General features: G+C 36.0%; 19 protein-coding genes. 5 read left to right on the top strand and 14 right to left on the bottom strand.

What is annotated here, in order from left to right; all coding sequences use genetic code 11:
* The first annotated feature begins 261 nt into the window (after positions 1–261).
* Both MKX66_RS27690 and MKX66_RS27685 read left to right on the top strand, forming a co-directional pair.
* Entirely contained in the window at positions 262–1,392 is a 1,131-nt protein-coding gene (locus MKX66_RS27690) for a site-specific integrase (protein WP_341087516.1), read from the top strand.
* A gap of 134 nt (positions 1,393–1,526) precedes the next feature.
* Entirely contained in the window at positions 1,527–2,768 is a 1,242-nt protein-coding gene (locus tag MKX66_RS27685) for a nucleotidyltransferase (RefSeq protein WP_164081469.1), read from the top strand.
* Between the two features lie 26 nt (positions 2,769–2,794).
* Here the strand turns inward: MKX66_RS27685 and MKX66_RS27680 are convergent, their stop codons facing one another.
* Positions 2,795–3,820 carry a SepM family pheromone-processing serine protease gene (locus tag MKX66_RS27680; protein ID WP_002088283.1) on the bottom strand — a complete coding sequence of 342 codons (1,026 nt, stop codon included), beginning with the start codon at positions 3,818–3,820 and terminating at the stop codon, positions 2,795–2,797.
* Positions 3,813–4,604 carry a patatin-like phospholipase family protein gene (locus tag MKX66_RS27675; RefSeq protein ID WP_002138096.1) on the bottom strand — a complete coding sequence of 264 codons (792 nt, stop codon included), beginning with the start codon at positions 4,602–4,604 and terminating at the stop codon, positions 3,813–3,815. Before MKX66_RS27675 ends, MKX66_RS27680 begins: the two co-directional genes overlap by 8 nt.
* A gap of 112 nt (positions 4,605–4,716) precedes the next feature.
* Between MKX66_RS27675 and ylbJ the strand changes: the two genes are divergently transcribed.
* On the top strand, positions 4,717–5,946 hold the full coding sequence (gene ylbJ, locus MKX66_RS27670; RefSeq protein WP_002033736.1) for a sporulation integral membrane protein YlbJ: 1,230 nt from the start codon (positions 4,717–4,719) through the stop codon (positions 5,944–5,946).
* On the opposite strand, the gene coaD is transcribed toward ylbJ, so the two are convergent.
* Positions 5,938–6,429, bottom strand: a complete 492-nt coding sequence (coaD, locus tag MKX66_RS27665) for a pantetheine-phosphate adenylyltransferase (protein WP_002142952.1) — start codon at positions 6,427–6,429, stop codon at positions 5,938–5,940. The two genes, ylbJ and coaD, sit on opposite strands and share 9 nt — an antisense overlap.
* Positions 6,426–6,992, bottom strand: a complete 567-nt coding sequence (gene rsmD, locus MKX66_RS27660) for a 16S rRNA (guanine(966)-N(2))-methyltransferase RsmD (protein ID WP_001266992.1) — start codon at positions 6,990–6,992, stop codon at positions 6,426–6,428. Before rsmD ends, coaD begins: the two co-directional genes overlap by 4 nt.
* A gap of 529 nt (positions 6,993–7,521) precedes the next feature.
* On the opposite strand from rsmD, the gene MKX66_RS27655 reads away from it, so the two are divergent.
* The gene (locus MKX66_RS27655) at positions 7,522–7,911 is read left to right on the top strand and encodes a DUF7147 family protein (RefSeq protein WP_002014762.1); all 390 of its coding nucleotides are present in this window, start codon (positions 7,522–7,524) and stop codon (positions 7,909–7,911) included.
* Positions 7,912–7,965: 54 nt separating this feature from the next.
* Here the strand turns inward: MKX66_RS27655 and MKX66_RS27650 are convergent, their stop codons facing one another.
* The 6 genes from MKX66_RS27650 to MKX66_RS27625 form a co-directional block, all read right to left on the bottom strand.
* The gene (locus MKX66_RS27650; protein ID WP_002088292.1) at positions 7,966–8,232 is read right to left on the bottom strand and encodes a YlbG family protein; all 267 of its coding nucleotides are present in this window, start codon (positions 8,230–8,232) and stop codon (positions 7,966–7,968) included.
* Between the two features lie 127 nt (positions 8,233–8,359).
* Positions 8,360–8,812 (bottom strand): YlbF family regulator, encoded by a 453-nt coding sequence (locus MKX66_RS27645; protein WP_002014765.1) that lies wholly within the window; start codon positions 8,810–8,812, stop codon positions 8,360–8,362.
* A gap of 116 nt (positions 8,813–8,928) precedes the next feature.
* Positions 8,929–9,501, bottom strand: coding sequence for a histidine phosphatase family protein (locus tag MKX66_RS27640; protein ID WP_002014767.1), 573 nt, complete (start codon positions 9,499–9,501; stop codon positions 8,929–8,931).
* 77 nt (positions 9,502–9,578) lie between these two features.
* Positions 9,579–9,824 carry a YlbE-like family protein gene (locus MKX66_RS27635; protein WP_002014770.1) on the bottom strand — a complete coding sequence of 82 codons (246 nt, stop codon included), beginning with the start codon at positions 9,822–9,824 and terminating at the stop codon, positions 9,579–9,581.
* Positions 9,825–9,835: 11 nt separating this feature from the next.
* Entirely contained in the window at positions 9,836–10,273 is a 438-nt protein-coding gene (locus tag MKX66_RS27630; protein WP_002014771.1) for a YlbD family protein, read from the bottom strand.
* Between the two features lie 173 nt (positions 10,274–10,446).
* A complete protein-coding gene (locus tag MKX66_RS27625) occupies positions 10,447–11,481 on the bottom strand; it encodes a CAP domain-containing protein (RefSeq protein ID WP_215590123.1) in 1,035 nt (344 codons plus the stop codon).
* A gap of 208 nt (positions 11,482–11,689) precedes the next feature.
* Between MKX66_RS27625 and MKX66_RS27620 the strand changes: the two genes are divergently transcribed.
* Positions 11,690–12,055, top strand: a complete 366-nt coding sequence (locus tag MKX66_RS27620; RefSeq protein WP_002014773.1) for a YugN family protein — start codon at positions 11,690–11,692, stop codon at positions 12,053–12,055.
* 37 nt (positions 12,056–12,092) lie between these two features.
* On the opposite strand, the gene ctaG is transcribed toward MKX66_RS27620, so the two are convergent.
* From ctaG to ctaD, 4 genes are all read right to left on the bottom strand, one after another.
* Positions 12,093–12,998, bottom strand: a complete 906-nt coding sequence (gene ctaG, locus MKX66_RS27615; protein WP_012261616.1) for a cytochrome c oxidase assembly factor CtaG — start codon at positions 12,996–12,998, stop codon at positions 12,093–12,095.
* A gap of 81 nt (positions 12,999–13,079) precedes the next feature.
* Complete coding sequence (ctaF, locus tag MKX66_RS27610) at positions 13,080–13,412, bottom strand: cytochrome c oxidase subunit IVB (RefSeq protein WP_002014776.1); 333 nt, start codon at positions 13,410–13,412, stop codon at positions 13,080–13,082.
* A 3-nt stretch (positions 13,413–13,415) separates the two neighbouring features.
* Complete coding sequence (ctaE, locus tag MKX66_RS27605) at positions 13,416–14,039, bottom strand: cytochrome c oxidase subunit III (protein WP_000557861.1); 624 nt, start codon at positions 14,037–14,039, stop codon at positions 13,416–13,418.
* Complete coding sequence (ctaD, locus tag MKX66_RS27600; RefSeq protein WP_176126945.1) at positions 14,039–15,874, bottom strand: cytochrome c oxidase subunit I; 1,836 nt, start codon at positions 15,872–15,874, stop codon at positions 14,039–14,041. The genes ctaE and ctaD overlap by 1 nt, the downstream gene beginning before the upstream one ends.
* Positions 15,875–15,933: the final 59 nt, after the last annotated feature.

Genomic DNA, 15,933 nt, shown 5'->3' with positions numbered 1-15,933 from the left:
TTAGTTGTATTTCCAACCGCCACCGCCTGGTTCATTGTGCCAACCTATACCAGGATCAGCAACTTTATGACCACCAGGTTCTTTTGTGAACTCTCCCATTTTTTATCCCCCTTTCTTTTTGTATATAAATATTGTAGCTCACTTGTTCTATATCTGTAAATTTCCTTTTACAGAAATTAGGCTTACATGCTATCATTTCTTATACCACTACCACATATCACAGCTTGTATCTAGAAAACGATTATGACGAGGTGAAAAATCATGGCATACTTTCGTAAACGTGGTGAGAAGTGGTCTTTTACTATGGATGTCGGCAAAGACCCTATCACAGGTAAACGGAAACAAATCACTAAAGGTGGTTTTAAAACAAAGAAAGCTGCTCAAGAGGAAGTGGCTAGAGTAACTAATGATTTAGCAAATGGAGATTATGAGAATAGTGATATTCACTTTTCTCAACTCGTAGAAATCTGGATGCAAGAGAAAGAATCATCATGTAGACCATCAACACTGTATCAATACAAACGCATTCTACGCTCACGTGTTATGCCTGAATTTGGCGAGAAGAGGTTATCAGATATAAAACCTCTGACTGTGCATAATTTTCATCAGAAGCTACTTAAAGAGGGTCTAACTACGAAATACATTTCATCCGTTGATGTTATGTTAAAACAAATCCTTGATAAAGGCGTAGAGCTAGAAATGATTAACTCTAATCCTGCTAAAAAAGCAAAGCGGCCAAAAGTTAAAAAGAAAGCGCAAGCTAGTTGGACAGTTGAAGAAGCAATGAAGTTTATGGAGTATGCAAAAATACAAGGAAGCTACTATATTGCATTTGTTTTAGCTTTGCATACAGGTATGCGTATCGGTGAAGTATTAGCTTTACAGTGGGATGATATTAATTTCGAAAACAAGACTACTCATGTACAACGAACGTTAACACTCGTGGATGGTAAATATGAATTAGGTGAAACAAAAACAGAAGCATCAAATCGTGTGATTCCGATGACGGAAGAGTTAATGGAAGAATTACTAGGATATCAAAACCAAAAAAAAGAAAATCCCTTTGATTTATTAATTTGTACGAGAAATAAAAAAATCGTGCATCCATATACGATACGTTATCAAATGAAAGCTTTGTGCGAAGCAATAGACGTACCGTATATTAGATTCCACGATATCCGAAGAACGTTTACAACTATTTTAATCGATTCTGGTGCAAATGCAAAGGTTGTTTCAAAATTACTTGGTCATACAAATGTTTCTACAACTTTAAATATTTATACTGATGTTTATGAAGAACGTCAAATTGAGGTAACTGAAATGCTAGGAAATGTACTAAAAAGTGGTCGAAGTGGTCAAAAAGTGGTCAGTGATGAAACCAAAGAGGGTTAAACCCCATGTTATAAGTGATATAATGCATTTATAGTGTAAGTTTTTTCTTTACACTATAATGAAGTCATCATAGGAAATAATATATAGACTATCACGTTTTCCAAAAAGATGCTACATCGAAAGGAGAGATTACCATAAAATCCAGTGGTATTGTTGTTGAATATAACCCTTTTCATAACGGTCATGCTTATCATGTGCAACAAACAAAAAAGTTAACACAGTCTGATATTATTATCGCCGTTATGAGTGGTCCTTTTTTGCAGCGTGGTGAGCCCGCACTCATCTCCAAATGGTATCGTACCAAAATGGCCTTAACAAACGGCGTAGACCTCGTTGTAGAGCTTCCATATGCATTCGCAACACAAAAGGCCGAAACTTTCGCAAATGGCGCAATTTCGATTTTAAACGCCCTTGGTGTTTCTGAAATTTGTTTCGGTAGTGAAGATGGACAAGCTGAAAATTTCTACAATACCATCGCTATACAAAAAAATGAAGAAGAGACTTTTAATCGTCTTGTGAAGCAATTTATGAATGCAGGTAATAGTTATGCGAAAGCTACATCTGAAGCCTTTCTACACATCTTACCACCCGAAAAAAACGTAGATATGTCACAACCAAATAACATTTTAGGCTTACAGTACATTAAAGCAATTCTCTTACAAAACAGTTCGATGCAAGCACAAACTATAAAAAGATTCGCCTCTCATTATCATGATGAAACATTTCACGATCAACATATTGCAAGTGCAACAAGTATTCGCAAACAGCTATTTAATGAAAACAGTTCCTCTACAACTATTGAGCCTTTTATCCCGAAAATGACTGCTTCTCTTTTAGAAAACTACAAGCAAAACTACGGGACGTTACATAACTGGGAAAAATACTTTTCATTTTTTAAATACAAACTTATGACGATGTCTTCAGAGGACTTACAACATATATATGAAATGGAAGAAGGTTTAGAGCATCGTATTTTATCAAAAATACAAAACAGTTCATCTTTCTATTCATTCATGGAAGCATTAAAAACAAAACGTTATACATGGACTAGATTGCAAAGAGCTTGTACACATATTTTAACAAATACAACGAAGGAAGAAATACACAAAGCAAATATAGAGCAACATGCGCCGTATATCCGTCTTCTCGGAATGTCACAAAAAGGACAAACTTATCTTTCTAGAAATAAGAAAAAAATAGAACTCCCAATCCTTACTCATACAAAAACATTCGAACATCCAACTTTAGACATAGAACGAAAATCAAATGCTGTATATTTCTCCATAATGCAAGAACCTTTGCGGACACAACTGCTAAAACAAGACGCAACGCATCATCCAATTCGTTATGATGAAATAACGAAAAAATTCCTATAAGAAAAACCTCTCTTCTTCAGAGAGGTTTACTTTGTTTTACCCATTTTTTCCAAATAAGTTAATGCATCATCCAGTGTGTCCACCGGTACAATTTTCATCTTCGTTTTAATATCTTTCGCAGCTTCAAGAGCATCTTTATAATTCGATTTCTCTACACCTTTTTCATTTGGCGCAAAAAACACTTCAGCTCCCGCATCACTAGCAGCTACTACTTTTTGCTGAATACCACCAATTGGACCAATTTCTCCTTTATCATTGATTGTACCTGTTCCAGCTATTTCATGTCCGTTTGTTAAATCTTCTTCAACGAGCTGATTATAAATTTCTAGTGTAAACATTAACCCCGCTGATGGACCGCCGATTTCATGGGAATCGATTTTCACTTTCGGGTCTACTACTAACTCTCTTTCCGTAACGATAGAGACCCCTATACCGACGCGTCCATTCCCATTAGGGATCGTCTTTACATTTAAATTTTCTTTAAACTGTTTTCCGCCCCGCTTGTATTCAATATTTACTGTGTCCCCTTCTTTTTTCCCTGTCATATACTCAATAAATTGTTCCGTCTTGTCGAATATTTTTCCATCGACAGCTATAATAACATCTCCAAGCTTAAGCTTTCCCTCTGACGGCATACCCTTTGCTACACCAGCAACTAGTACACCTTTATTTTCAAAAGAAACAGAGCGATTTGCACGTTTATAAGCATTATAGATTGCTGCATTTTGCGAATCTTTCATTGCATAATTTTGGCGAAATTGATATTCTTCATCACTCTCGCCTTTTTGCAATATTTCTTCCGCCTTCGAAACGTGTGTATATTTATTAAATTGCGCGGCTATTAAGTTCACCACATTAGCAGGTCCCATTGAGACAGTGACAAGCATGAAATCACCAGACTCTTTAGTTCCACCGTCAACTTGCACATACGGCGCTAATTTCGCGGCCATACCTGGTTTTGTCACATAATACGGCAAGCGCACATAAACAAGTAGCATCGCCAATATAACCCCTATTAAAATTGCATATATAAACCGAAAACGCTTAAACATTATGTTTCTCCTTCCACTGCTCAATTAGTAAATAAATGTTTGAAATATGTTGTTCCGCTTCCACTTCTCCGACCCTAATAATGTCTTCAATATGTGTAAAAGCACGCGAACTAAATTGTTCCACTGCTGGCCGCATCATTAAATCTGATGCTATTTGCCGATTCATCACAAGTTCATGTTGCATAATTTCAATACTTTGCATAATTACATCATAAATCGATGTAACCTCTCCATTCACCTTAATTGGAGATACATCAACAGCAATAACAATATCAGCACCTAAATCTTTTACAACCGATACGGGAATACGGTCAATTACCCCTCCATCCACTAATAAGCGGCCATCTATTTTTTCTGGAACAAACACCCCTGGTACAGATATACTAGCTCGAACCGCCTCCGCAATCGGACCACTTGTAAAAACAACTTTCTCCCCCTTCAAAATGTCAGTAGCCACAACAGCTGTCGGGATATCTAACTCTTCTAAATTTTTATTATATGTAAACATTTTAATCATATCTTTAATACGTTTTCCAGCAATAAATCCCATTTTAGGAACTGTAAAATCCAAATAATATTTCCTTTTAAAAACAGCGGCCAATCTATACAGTCTTTCAACGTCACAACTCGCTGCATAAAATGTACCAATTAACGCTCCTATACTACTACCTGCTATCATGTGAATAGGGATGCCAGCTTCCCTTAACACTTTTATTACCCCTATGTGAGCAAAACCTTTTGCACCTCCGGATCCAAGCGCTAAACCGATTTTTGGTTCCTTCATTTTTCTCACCCTTTAATTTTTTTCATTCCTTTTTCATACTTATGGTCTAAATTCACCACATATCCACGTATACTGAAATGAACGTTTTTGGGACAAAGGGGGATTTTCTTACATGTACGAAAAATGGAAAACTGCTTTTCTTACCATATCAATGTTGTTTTTAACCTTTTCTCTTGTACTTCACCCCCAAGATGCTTTGCAAGCTTCAATTCGCGGGTTAAATATATGGTGGGAAGTTGTATTCCCTTCACTACTACCGTTTTTCATCATTGCGGAACTTCTAATCAGTATTGGTATTGTAAAATTTATCGGTGTTATATTAGAACCACTAATGCGTCCACTGTTTCGTGTTCCAGGGGTAGGCGGATTTGTTTGGGCAATGGGAATGGCTTCAGGATTCCCCGCTGGCGCCAAATTAAGCGCTAGACTACGCAAGAGCAATCAACTAACACAAATTGAAGCGGAACGACTCGTATCTTTCACAAATTCTTCTAATCCACTTTTTATTTTCGGAGCGGTTTCTATTGGTTTTTTCAATAATCCGAAATTAGGACTCGTATTAGCAGCAGCACATTATATAAGTAACTTTATCGTCGGATTACTTATGCGCTTTTATGGTAATAACGATACTTACATAAAAGACAAACATACAAATCAAAAGCGTGCCTTTCAAAACCCTTTTTCCATCCTCCACCAAACACGTATGCAAGAAAAAAGACCAATCGGAAAACTACTCGGTGACGCTATCGTTTCTTCTATTCAAACATTGCTCATGATTGGTGGGTTTATTATTTTATTCTCTGTTTTAAATAAAATGATTACTGTTTTCAAAATTACAGAAGCGCTTTCTTTTATTATGCAACATATTTTATCATTCTTCCAACTTACATCCCAATTTAGTATTCCGATATTATCCGGTATTTTTGAAATGACGCTTGGAAGCCAAATGATTAGTCAAATTAATGAATCAACACTTCTTCAACAAGCGATGGTAACAAGCTTCATTTTAGCATTTAGCGGTCTTTCTATTCAGGCACAAGTAGCAAGCATATTAGCGGAGACAGATATCCGCTTTAAACCATATTTTTTAGCTCGAATTATCCAAAGTATTCTCGCTCCTATTTTCACTTTTATATTTTGGGGACCATTTTATGAAAAAGTTCATTCTTTCTCGCCTACGCAAGAAGATCTTCCCGTATTTTTATTGAATCATTCTTATACACTAACTGATATTTGGACATCATTTATACACTACGGACCAATCTTCACCTTATTTTGTTTATATTTGTATGTCATCTTATTGTTTTTACGCATTCATAAAGAAAAACCCCGTTCACTTTAACGGGGTTTTAAACTTTTCTTTTAAAGCACGCTCTACAATCGGAGGAACAAGGTCTACTACACTCCCACCATATCTCGCAACTTCTTTCACAATACTTGAACTTAAAAATGAATATTGATTATTTGTCATAATGAAGAAGGTTTCGATACTTTCGTCTAGTTTTCGATTCATTGAAGTAATTTGCATCTCATATTCAAAATCAGAAACTGCTCGTAAACCACGTAATATTGCATTTGCATTACGCATTTTTGCATATTCCACCAATAATCCACTATGTGAATCAACTTTTACATTCGGAATATCCTTTGTCGCCTCTCGAATTAACTCTAGGCGTTCTTCTACCGAAAAGAATGGTTTTTTTGATGAATTGTTTAAAACAACTACATATACTTCATCAAATACTTTTGCTCCCCTTTTAATAATATCCAAATGTCCAAGGGTAATTGGATCAAAACTCCCTGAAGAAATAGCTATACTTGTCATTCTGTCCCCTCACCTTCATACTTATAAATCGAAATTGCTGTAATCCCGTAGTTTTCTGCCCGTACTTTTACAAGTTCTCCTATAGAATCAGGTAAAACCACGTCATCCCCATGCTCTGCCATAATGATGCCATCTTTATTTAACAATCCATGTTGATCCATTACACTAACTAAAGACACAATTTTTTGAGCTTTATATGGAGGGTCTATTAGTATAAGATCGAATGAGATTTCACGCTTTATAAGCGCCTTTACCGCACGCTCTGCATCATTTCGGTACACTTCAGCTTGTTCTTGTAGTCTACAGCTTTCTAAATTTTGATGAATGACTTTTATCGCTTTACTATCTCGGTCAACAAAAATCGCTTTATCAATCCCTCTACTTATGGCCTCAATTCCAAGACCACCGCTACCACCAAATAAATCAAGAGCGATACCACCATCATAATAAGGACCTATCATATTAAAAATAGATTCTTTCACTTTATCTGTCGTTGGACGCGTTGTATTACCAGGTACCGCTTTAAGTGGGTGCCCTTTACATTTTCCTGAAACTACTCTCATCTGTTGTCACTACCTTTATTTCAATCTATAGAGCGATTACAGCAAATTCATTTCAATTCGGTAACCGCTACCGATTCATACTATTTCATACATTTTTTCATTAATCTGTTATTTAACTAATTGAAAACCTCAGTTAAAATAATCGCTCGCTATTTCTTTCATATCCATTTCACTATTTGCAAGCAACAACCCTCTATGTACATCAGTTCCACTTTACCTTTTTTATCCTATCATAAAATAAAAAAAAGAAAAATAAAAAGCCTAACATAAATTTTAATTTCATTATGTATATCTTCATTTTAGATTGGACATAAATAAATATAACAACATCATTTTCGATGTTGTTGCCAACCGCGGAGAAGACTTACGTTTCCCCATAAGTTCTTCCTCCGGTTTCTCCTCTCCCTTTGCCTTCTTACTAGTAGTACATACTAGTATTAGAAGGGCCCTGCTTTGCAGGGTTTTTTTATTTGTCTACTTTTCATTTAAAAAGTGAGGTGGTACAGTAAAAGAAAGAGGAGGAAAAAATATGATTCAACGCTTTATAGAACTCGGAGAAGGCTACTCTGACTTATATGAATTACTTGAAATTGCCAAAACAAACCAAGAACGTGTAACACATATGTTACAATTCGAAACTGTAAAAAACGAAAAAAAAGTGTGTTCACTTGTTGTAATACTAAAACCGACAACTACTGGTGATTTCCAACCATTATACATATGTCGTGAAGGCATTCCTGTACTTGAAAATAAAAAAAGTAAACGTGTCGTTTTATTTGAAGAAATGGCGGAACAAATAGGGAAAAAGGTTACTCCCTTTACTGTAAAACCATCAACAACTTTCCCTGAAAAAGAACTATTTTTTAATCATCTAATTGGTATTTTACGAATGAACAATTTCATTCCTCCAATGAAATAACACGTTATTTCAAGTGAAAAATCCCCTGCTAAATTTAGCAGGGGATTTTTTTACTTAGCTATAATCGTATTCTTTTGCCCGATCAGGACGCGAATTTTCGAATTCCGTTTTTAAAAATGGGCGATACGACTGTTCTACTTTTTTTACAAAAGGAAGTTTATTCAATTTTTGCATCATATGCTCAATTTGTTCCATATCACAATATACAACGGCATATTTCAAACGTTTTGATATGTAATGAATGTTACCATATTTCCTTAAAATCTTGGCATGTTTCAATGAATGTAAATAAACAATCATACTTTGTCGTTGCCCGAACATAATCTTCTCCATCTTCTCCTTTTAAAAACTTATATTCTTATATTTTATGAAAACCAATCATAAATTTATGACATTAAAGAACAAACTCTGTATACGTTTTCTTCTATATTCTAAAAAACGGGGTAAATTACCCCGTTTTTTTACAACCACAACCGCCTCCGGTACCACAACCACCGCCACAGCCACCCGCATCAAAAAACGGATTTCCTGTTGGAACTTTAACGGAAGAAGATACCTCAGAACCAATTGCTACACTAACTTCATCTAATAACTTCTGTAAAGCTGTTTCTGCTCTTTTAAAAGTTGCAACCTTATCATGCATATCTACAGAACGCTTTAATTCCCTCATTTTCGTCGAAACGAAAGTATAATCAGGATGATATTTACCAAAACGTTGCACTTCTTCGTATCGCTCTTTCATCGCTGTAAATTGCTGAATTAGCGTCTGGACTTCTATATCTTCTTGTAAATCCTTATAATACTTACGGTAATCTTCTGCTATATCTGAACAGATGATCGCTTTTGCAAGCTGCTCTGCCTTATCTAAAATCAATACGCTTTCCAGCGTCGCTACAATCATGAGAGACACCTCCGAGTATTCATCATAACACATTTGGAACAGAACTACTAATTGAAGTGTCTCACCTAAAAGAAAGATATGATTCTAATTACTTTTCATACAATCTCCTTGCACTCTTATACACTAATATGCTCCGCAATATTATATTTAAGAACATCCCATTTCCCGCTATTCTCTTTCACGTAGCTAATACATGCGTTTTTTAACGGCGTTTTAAATGTAATTTCATTTGGTGCAATTGCGTGTAAAATAGCTTTTATTGCATGTGAATGCGCAACAATGATAATACGTTTATCTCCATGTGCTGCTGCAACCTGTTGTAAAGCCGTAAAACAGCGCTCTACGATTTCTTCATCCTGTTCCATTCCTTCTACATTACCTTCTGTAATTAACTCTCTAACGGCCGCAACTGGTTTCCCAGAAGCTTCCCCAAAATTACGTTCCATAAATCGCTCATCTAATAAAATAGATGGTAATCCAATAGCCCCAGCAATTTCCTTAGCTGTTTCTTGCGCTCTAATTAACGGGCTACTTATAATTATATCCCACGATTCCGCTTGCAAGGCAGCTGCACTTTGACTCGCTTGCTTCTTCCCAACTTCATTGAGTGGAATATCTTCGCGCCCTTGAATAATCTCTTGAAAGTTCCAATCAGTTTGTCCATGTCGTACTAAACAAATTTCCGTCATGCTGCAACTCCTTTTTTAAATAATCCGATTCTATTGTAACAAAAGTTTTGCATAACGGACATAGTTTTCCCTTCCAATTACGTCGTATTTTGCTGCTTCATATACTGGAACATATCAATCATAATTGAAGCAACGGCCAATTGATTTTGAAATTTTTCCACTTTATCTGGTATCGTTTTTTTGAAATGCTGCATGGCAGCTAACTCAAAAGCTTCTTTTTCTTCTGGGTTACGCGTCAATTTCCGGTACCAGTATGGCTGTTCCCGAATATAGCGAGCTAAATCCTCATCAGCTTTTATAAACTCCATAAGCTCTGCTCTCATTCTCTTTCCCCCTAATCCTTTTGAAAGAAAAAAGGATTATTTTCAGAAGTACTTTGTTCTTGCTGCGCACGGTTTCCTTGAAATTGTTGAATAACTTGTTGCACGCTACCAATCGCACTCGTTACATTTGCTAAATGATGTTGCATTTGTTCTACGTCTAGCTTTTTAAAGAAAGAAAGCATTTGCCCCATCACATCAGCAGTTTTTTCCTCTTCTGTTCGATTTTCTTTTTCTTCTTTATTTTCTTTTACCGAAGAAAAAGCAGGTGCTCCATCAGGTCTATATGCTGTCCATATTTGATCTTCTTCACCAAGTAAGTACCATTCTTCATAAAATTGCTGCCAAGTTTTTTGACCACCTCTAACCTCATGAACCATTTTAGGGTGATGGTTTACAAACTCTTTAAACTGTTGAACCGATGGATGTAACGGCCCTTTTGTTGTTGGCATAATCCTCACCTCTTCATGTATATCTACTATATTGTAAGAAAAAAAAGGCACATGGTTCGCCTATTTTTAGACGATTCATGCACCTTTTTATCTTCCTATTTGTGGACAATTAAAGCCCGATTGGTGAAGACTAATAATCAATGAAGGATGCCCCGACTGATTAAAGTTTCATTTTATTTTCGGATAAAGTTTTGAGTATAAAATTTATCATATACCCCAACACCTAATCCAGTAAATTGTTCGTTTAATAAATTCTTTCTATGCCCCTCACTATTTAACCAACCCTGTACCGCCGCAATTCCATCACTATGTTGCGCCGCTATATTCTCACCAGCAAGTTGAAAAGCCACTTGCCCACGTTGCAAGCGATCTCCTAACGTACCAAAAGTAGGTGAATCGTGCGAAAAATAATTATTATCCTTCATATCTTTACTATGGCCAAATGCAACATCTGCAGTTTGTTGATCCAATGTTAACAACGGTAATTGATGACGACTCCGAATAATATTTGTTAAATCGAGAATTTGTTGCATATTTCCATTTTCTACTTGCTTCATTTTTTCTGGCGTCAGCGACTGTTCCGCTATTAATTCACCTGAATAAACAAGTTGATATGGTCTTTGTCGTAATAACGTTTCATCATCCATATAACGAAGACCAACAAGCTCATGTGTAAAGTGATCAAAGTATAATTGTGCCCATCCATCTTCTACAGGTACTAGCGGTTGTTCCATTACTTCCGTATCAGATAACTCAAATTGATAACTATTCTTTCCTCTTTTTAATGAAATCTCATGTGAAAGTGGATTCTTTTTATATACCTCTTCATACTTTTCATTTATATAATAGGGAGCCACCTTAACTTGCTCACCAGCAACATACGCCGTTACAACTTTACGTTCAGCAACTCCAAATTGAACATACTGAGCTAAATCTTGATTATACACCCACCATTCATATCCATAAGCAGACGGCTCTATTCGAGATGGTTCGCCCCACTTCGCTAATAAATTCTCAGAGTCCCCGCCAAGCATATTTAAAACAGTGTCTGTGGATTCTTCATTTACTTGCTTCTTCTTTTTCACAATTTTATTTTCTTGCTTAGAGTGAGATGGGGTTAATATATATTGTGACACGAGTAACTTCCCGTATAAATCAACAGCTAAAATTAAAAATGTAATCATTACGATACGCAATAATTTCTTCAAACGATATACCTCCTGAACAAAGCATAAAATCGAGATATACACAAATCCTTTTATTTCCTTTTTTTGTGTGTACCGTACTCTTTTCACTATATCATATTTTCATGAAAAAAGTCTGGATTATCCCTTTTCTCGCAATACGAATTGCACTTTCTTATTATTCGTACTATTATAAAAATAATGAACTAACATTAAAATAAGGAGGTATTCTATGCAATTTACAAATACAAACTTTACTGATGCAGTCGTTGATCTAACTCTTTTAACTGAGATTATGGAAAACAATCATTTTGTACTTGCCGGACAATGGGACTACGAACGCGTTACATATGATTATAAATTTGAAATATTAAAGGATATTTATTATTTACGTGTACAAGGATTTGCTGTTGAAGGTGACATCGGCGGCAGACACGCTCAAGTAAAACTATTGCCACCCTTATTAGGAAAACATTATTATCCTCATGGCGTTGAATATGGCGATGATGAGATTTTTCCAACGAATGTACTTCAAAAAAGCGAACAACTCCTACAAAATATTGAAAAAGAGTTAAAAGAATTTCAAATTATTGAATAACAAAAAAAACTAGCGCATTAACACGATGCGCTAGTTTTTATTTCGTCTGCAAATAAGGAGGTAACTCTTGCAGCTGCTCTTTATCCTTTTCACGCTCTCTACGTGCCCATTTAAAGAACACATAACCGATAATCGTACCGTACACTATTTCCTGGACAATTTTCATAATAATACCACCTGTTTGCTGGTCTTGTACTACCGGCATCCAATGTAAAAATTCTGGTCCAGTTATATTTAAATCTGATAAAGTACCCGCCGGTACACAGAGTTCCATTGCCTTCATCCAAGCTGCCGAATCTGTATATGTTGCAAATAATGGTGCAGTCGCAAAAATTATTAACGCACAAGCTGGCGTTAATAAAATACCATTAGCAAACATGTAACCAAGCTTCTTAATATCACTTAAAGTTTGATATTCTGGCAGTGGATTTAACATCGGCCACCACATCATCATTGCTGCAAAAAACAATATAGCAAGGCAAATAGGATGCGCTATTTGACTTTGTTTTACTGCATCAAAAACAATTGGCAAATGATAAAAAGAAAACAGGCCATTAAATACAAACAACGCAATAAGCGGCTTAGCAAAAAACTTTATCACAATTTGAACGAACTTAAAAGAAGTAATATATCGATATAACCAAACAGGTATACCAAGCAGTAATAACGGAGGCACCGCAATATACATTACTGCCATCTCAAACATATGTGCACTAAATATGATATGACCAATTAAATCAATAGGTCCTCCCTTTACAACATACAAAAGAACAATCCCGGTCGTAAAATAAAAAATTTGCTTCTTACTTACCTTCGTCGCATTTTCAAATCGCGTTCTATACGGTCCAATAATTAAAAAATAACTAATAAGAATCGAGATCATAAATAATAAAAAAATTGGACTCCATAAAGCTTGAAAACCAAATACCCATAAGTTTTCCATTTCCACACCTACCTTTTCAAAATTCTTATATTTCATATAAAAAGAGGGCTTTGATATATCAGAGCCCCCTACTATCACTGTTTAAATCCACACAATTGTCATAAAGGCTAATATTGTTAATAAACCAATTAACAATCCAGAGTACAAGAAGAAACTCGCCGCTTCATGCCCTTTATGACTCATATGCATGAAATAATATAACTGAAATATAACTTGAATGACTGCTAACAATAATATAAATGGAACCGAAAAAATCGGGCTAAATGTTTTCGGATATGCCACCGCTGCAAATGCAACTAATGTTAAAAAAATCATTAGTGAAAATGTAACAACTTGGTGCTTCATTTCCTCTGCACTTTTTCTCTTCCGATAAACAAGATCCACCTTAGGATTATTCGTTTGCTTAACCGCCATTGTTTATCCCACCATTCCCATCAAATATACTACAGTGAAAATAAACACCCAAACTACGTCAATAAAGTGCCAATAAATTGATGCAACATAAAACTTTGGTGCGTTGTATAAATTTAAGCCTCTCTTCGCGTTTCTAAAGATTAATGTTAAAATCCAACATAATCCAAACAACACGTGGAGCCCGTGTGTACCAACAAGAGCATAAAATGCAGAACCAAATGCACTACTTCTCATAGTATGCTTAAATTCATGCGTATAATGATAAAACTCATATATTTCAAACCCCAAAAACCCTAAGCCAAGCAACACTGTTACAAGTAACCAAAGTTGCATTTTCTTAAAATTAAAATTTTTCATATGATACATTGCGTATACACTCGTTAAACTACTTGTTAACAAAAGCATCGTCATAATGAAAACGAGTGGCATTTGAAACATCTCTTGAGATGTTGGTCCACCATTTGTAGAGTTCTTTAACGCTAAATATGTGCCAAATAAGGAAGCGAACAACACTGTTTCGCCTCCAAGAAATAACCAAAAACCAACAAACTTATTTTTCCCCTCAAGGGTTGCTTTTTCAGGCTCTGCTGGAAATGTTTCATTCGTTAATTTCTCATCTACATGCATTACGCCTTGCCCCCCTTATCATCTAAATCTTCCTTATGAATATGATATCCATGATCATCAATTACTGAACGAAGGAACATTGTACCAAACGTAATGATTAAACCGATAATCGCTACTAATAACCAAAATTTATCTTTGCCACCCTGCATATACATCGCACCGAATGCTGCTATGAATAAGCCTAGAGAAATGATAAATGGTGAAAATGAAGCATTTGGCATATGAATATCACCGGCCGGTTCCGCTGCTGTCATCTCTTTATTACCTTCACGTTTTTCAATCCAAAACGGATCTAACCCGCGAACAAATGGCAATTGTTTAAAATTGTATTCCGGTGTAGGTGCTGGCATTGTCCATTCTAATGTACGTCCATCCCATGGATCACGGCCAGCCTTCTCTTTTGATACCGTTGTTTTTATTACATTGAATAAAAGAACAATCGTTCCAAGAGCCATAAACACAGCTCCGATAGAACTAATCATATTCCCCATTTCCAACCCTTGGCCCTCAAGATATGTGTAGTAACGACGTGGCATACCGATTAGACCTAGAAAATGCTGAATAAAGAATGTTAAATGGAAACCGATAAAGAATAACCAAAATGTTATCTTACCTAATGTTTCATTTAATACTTTATTAAACATAAGTGGCCAATAATAATGCGCACCTGCAAGTAAACCAAATACAACACCACCAACAATTACATAATGAAAGTGTGCTACTACGAAATAGTTATCATGAAACTGATAATCAGCTGGTGCAGAAGCAAGCATAACACCTGTAACTCCACCCATAACGAAGGATGGAATAAAAGCTACCGCCCACATCATTGGTGTTGTAAACCTAATACTTCCACCCCACATTGTAAAGAGCCAGTTAAATATTTTAATACCCGTTGGAACTGCAATCGCCATTGTTGCAACCGAGAAGATAGCATTTGCAACAGGCCCAAGACCAACAGTAAACATATGATGCGCCCATACCATAAATCCTAAAAACCCTATTAATACTGTCGCGAACACCATAGAGGAATAACCGAATAATCGTTTTTTCGAAAATGTGGCGAAGATTTCTGAGAATATTCCGAAAGCTGGGAGTATAAGAATGTATACTTCCGGATGACCGAAGATCCAGAATAAATGCTCCCATATAATCGTGTTCCCGCCTAGTGCCGGATTAAAGAAACTTGTGCCAAATAAACGATCTAACATTAAAAGTCCTAATCCTACAGTTAATGGTGGAAATGCAAATAAAATAAGTGAAGATGTTACAAATGTTGTCCATGTAAACATCGGCATGCGCATGTACGTCATCCCTGGCGCGCGCATATTAATAATTGTAACAAGGAAGTTAATACCTCCAATTAATGTACCAATACCTGATATTTGCAAGCCGAGTACATAAAAATCAACACCATGTCCTTTAGAGGCTAAAGCTAAAGATGCATACGATGTCCACCCTGCATCAGGCGCTCCTCCTAAAAACCAACTTAAATTTAAAAATAATCCACCAAAGAAAAATAACCAAAATCCGAGCGAATTCAAAAACGGGAACGCCACATCACGTGCTCCAATTTGAAGTGGTACAGCGGCGTTCATAAATGCAAACACGAGTGGCATAGCTGCGAGGAAAATCATTGTTGTACCGTGCATCGTTAATACTTGATTATAAGCATCCCCAACAAGAAAAGCATTGTTAGGAATCGCTAACTGCAGGCGAATAAATAGTGCTTCTATTCCACCTATTACAAAAAACAATCCACCTGCAATTAAATAGAGAATGGCAATCTTTTTATGGTCTACTGTCGTTAAATAATCCCATATGACAGCACCCATCCCCTGTTTTTTTGCTACAGAACTCACGTTTTCAACCTCCCCTTCGCAAATGATCCCTC

This window comes from Bacillus sp. FSL R9-9530 (genome assembly GCF_038008145.1).
Lineage (GTDB): Bacteria > Bacillota > Bacilli > Bacillales > Bacillaceae_G > Bacillus_A > Bacillus_A mycoides.
The sequence above is the reverse complement of the archived record's forward strand: the minus strand, read 5'-3'. Positions and strand labels throughout refer to the sequence as shown.

Coding starts and splice junctions, on each gene's coding strand:
- coaD (WP_002142952.1), bottom strand. CDS start 6,429: ATGACAAGTATAGCTATTTCTTCAGGGAGTTTTGATCCAATTACCCTT.
- ctaD (WP_176126945.1), bottom strand. CDS start 15,874: ATGGGTGCTGTCATATGGGATTATTTAACGACAGTAGACCATAAAAAG.
- MKX66_RS27620 (WP_002014773.1), top strand. CDS start 11,690: ATGCAATTTACAAATACAAACTTTACTGATGCAGTCGTTGATCTAACT.
- MKX66_RS27680 (WP_002088283.1), bottom strand. CDS start 3,820: ATGTTTAAGCGTTTTCGGTTTATATATGCAATTTTAATAGGGGTTATA.
- ctaG (WP_012261616.1), bottom strand. CDS start 12,998: ATGGAAAACTTATGGGTATTTGGTTTTCAAGCTTTATGGAGTCCAATT.
- MKX66_RS27675 (WP_002138096.1), bottom strand. CDS start 4,604: ATGAAGGAACCAAAAATCGGTTTAGCGCTTGGATCCGGAGGTGCAAAA.
- MKX66_RS27645 (WP_002014765.1), bottom strand. CDS start 8,812: ATGATTGTAGCGACGCTGGAAAGCGTATTGATTTTAGATAAGGCAGAG.
- rsmD (WP_001266992.1), bottom strand. CDS start 6,992: ATGAGAGTAGTTTCAGGAAAATGTAAAGGGCACCCACTTAAAGCGGTA.
- MKX66_RS27650 (WP_002088292.1), bottom strand. CDS start 8,232: ATGTTCGGGCAACGACAAAGTATGATTGTTTATTTACATTCATTGAAA.
- ctaE (WP_000557861.1), bottom strand. CDS start 14,039: ATGCATGTAGATGAGAAATTAACGAATGAAACATTTCCAGCAGAGCCT.
- ctaF (WP_002014776.1), bottom strand. CDS start 13,412: ATGGCGGTTAAGCAAACGAATAATCCTAAGGTGGATCTTGTTTATCGG.
- MKX66_RS27655 (WP_002014762.1), top strand. CDS start 7,522: ATGATTCAACGCTTTATAGAACTCGGAGAAGGCTACTCTGACTTATAT.
- ylbJ (WP_002033736.1), top strand. CDS start 4,717: ATGTACGAAAAATGGAAAACTGCTTTTCTTACCATATCAATGTTGTTT.
- MKX66_RS27640 (WP_002014767.1), bottom strand. CDS start 9,501: ATGACGGAAATTTGTTTAGTACGACATGGACAAACTGATTGGAACTTT.
- MKX66_RS27635 (WP_002014770.1), bottom strand. CDS start 9,824: ATGAGAGCAGAGCTTATGGAGTTTATAAAAGCTGATGAGGATTTAGCT.
- MKX66_RS27630 (WP_002014771.1), bottom strand. CDS start 10,273: ATGCCAACAACAAAAGGGCCGTTACATCCATCGGTTCAACAGTTTAAA.
- MKX66_RS27690 (WP_341087516.1), top strand. CDS start 262: ATGGCATACTTTCGTAAACGTGGTGAGAAGTGGTCTTTTACTATGGAT.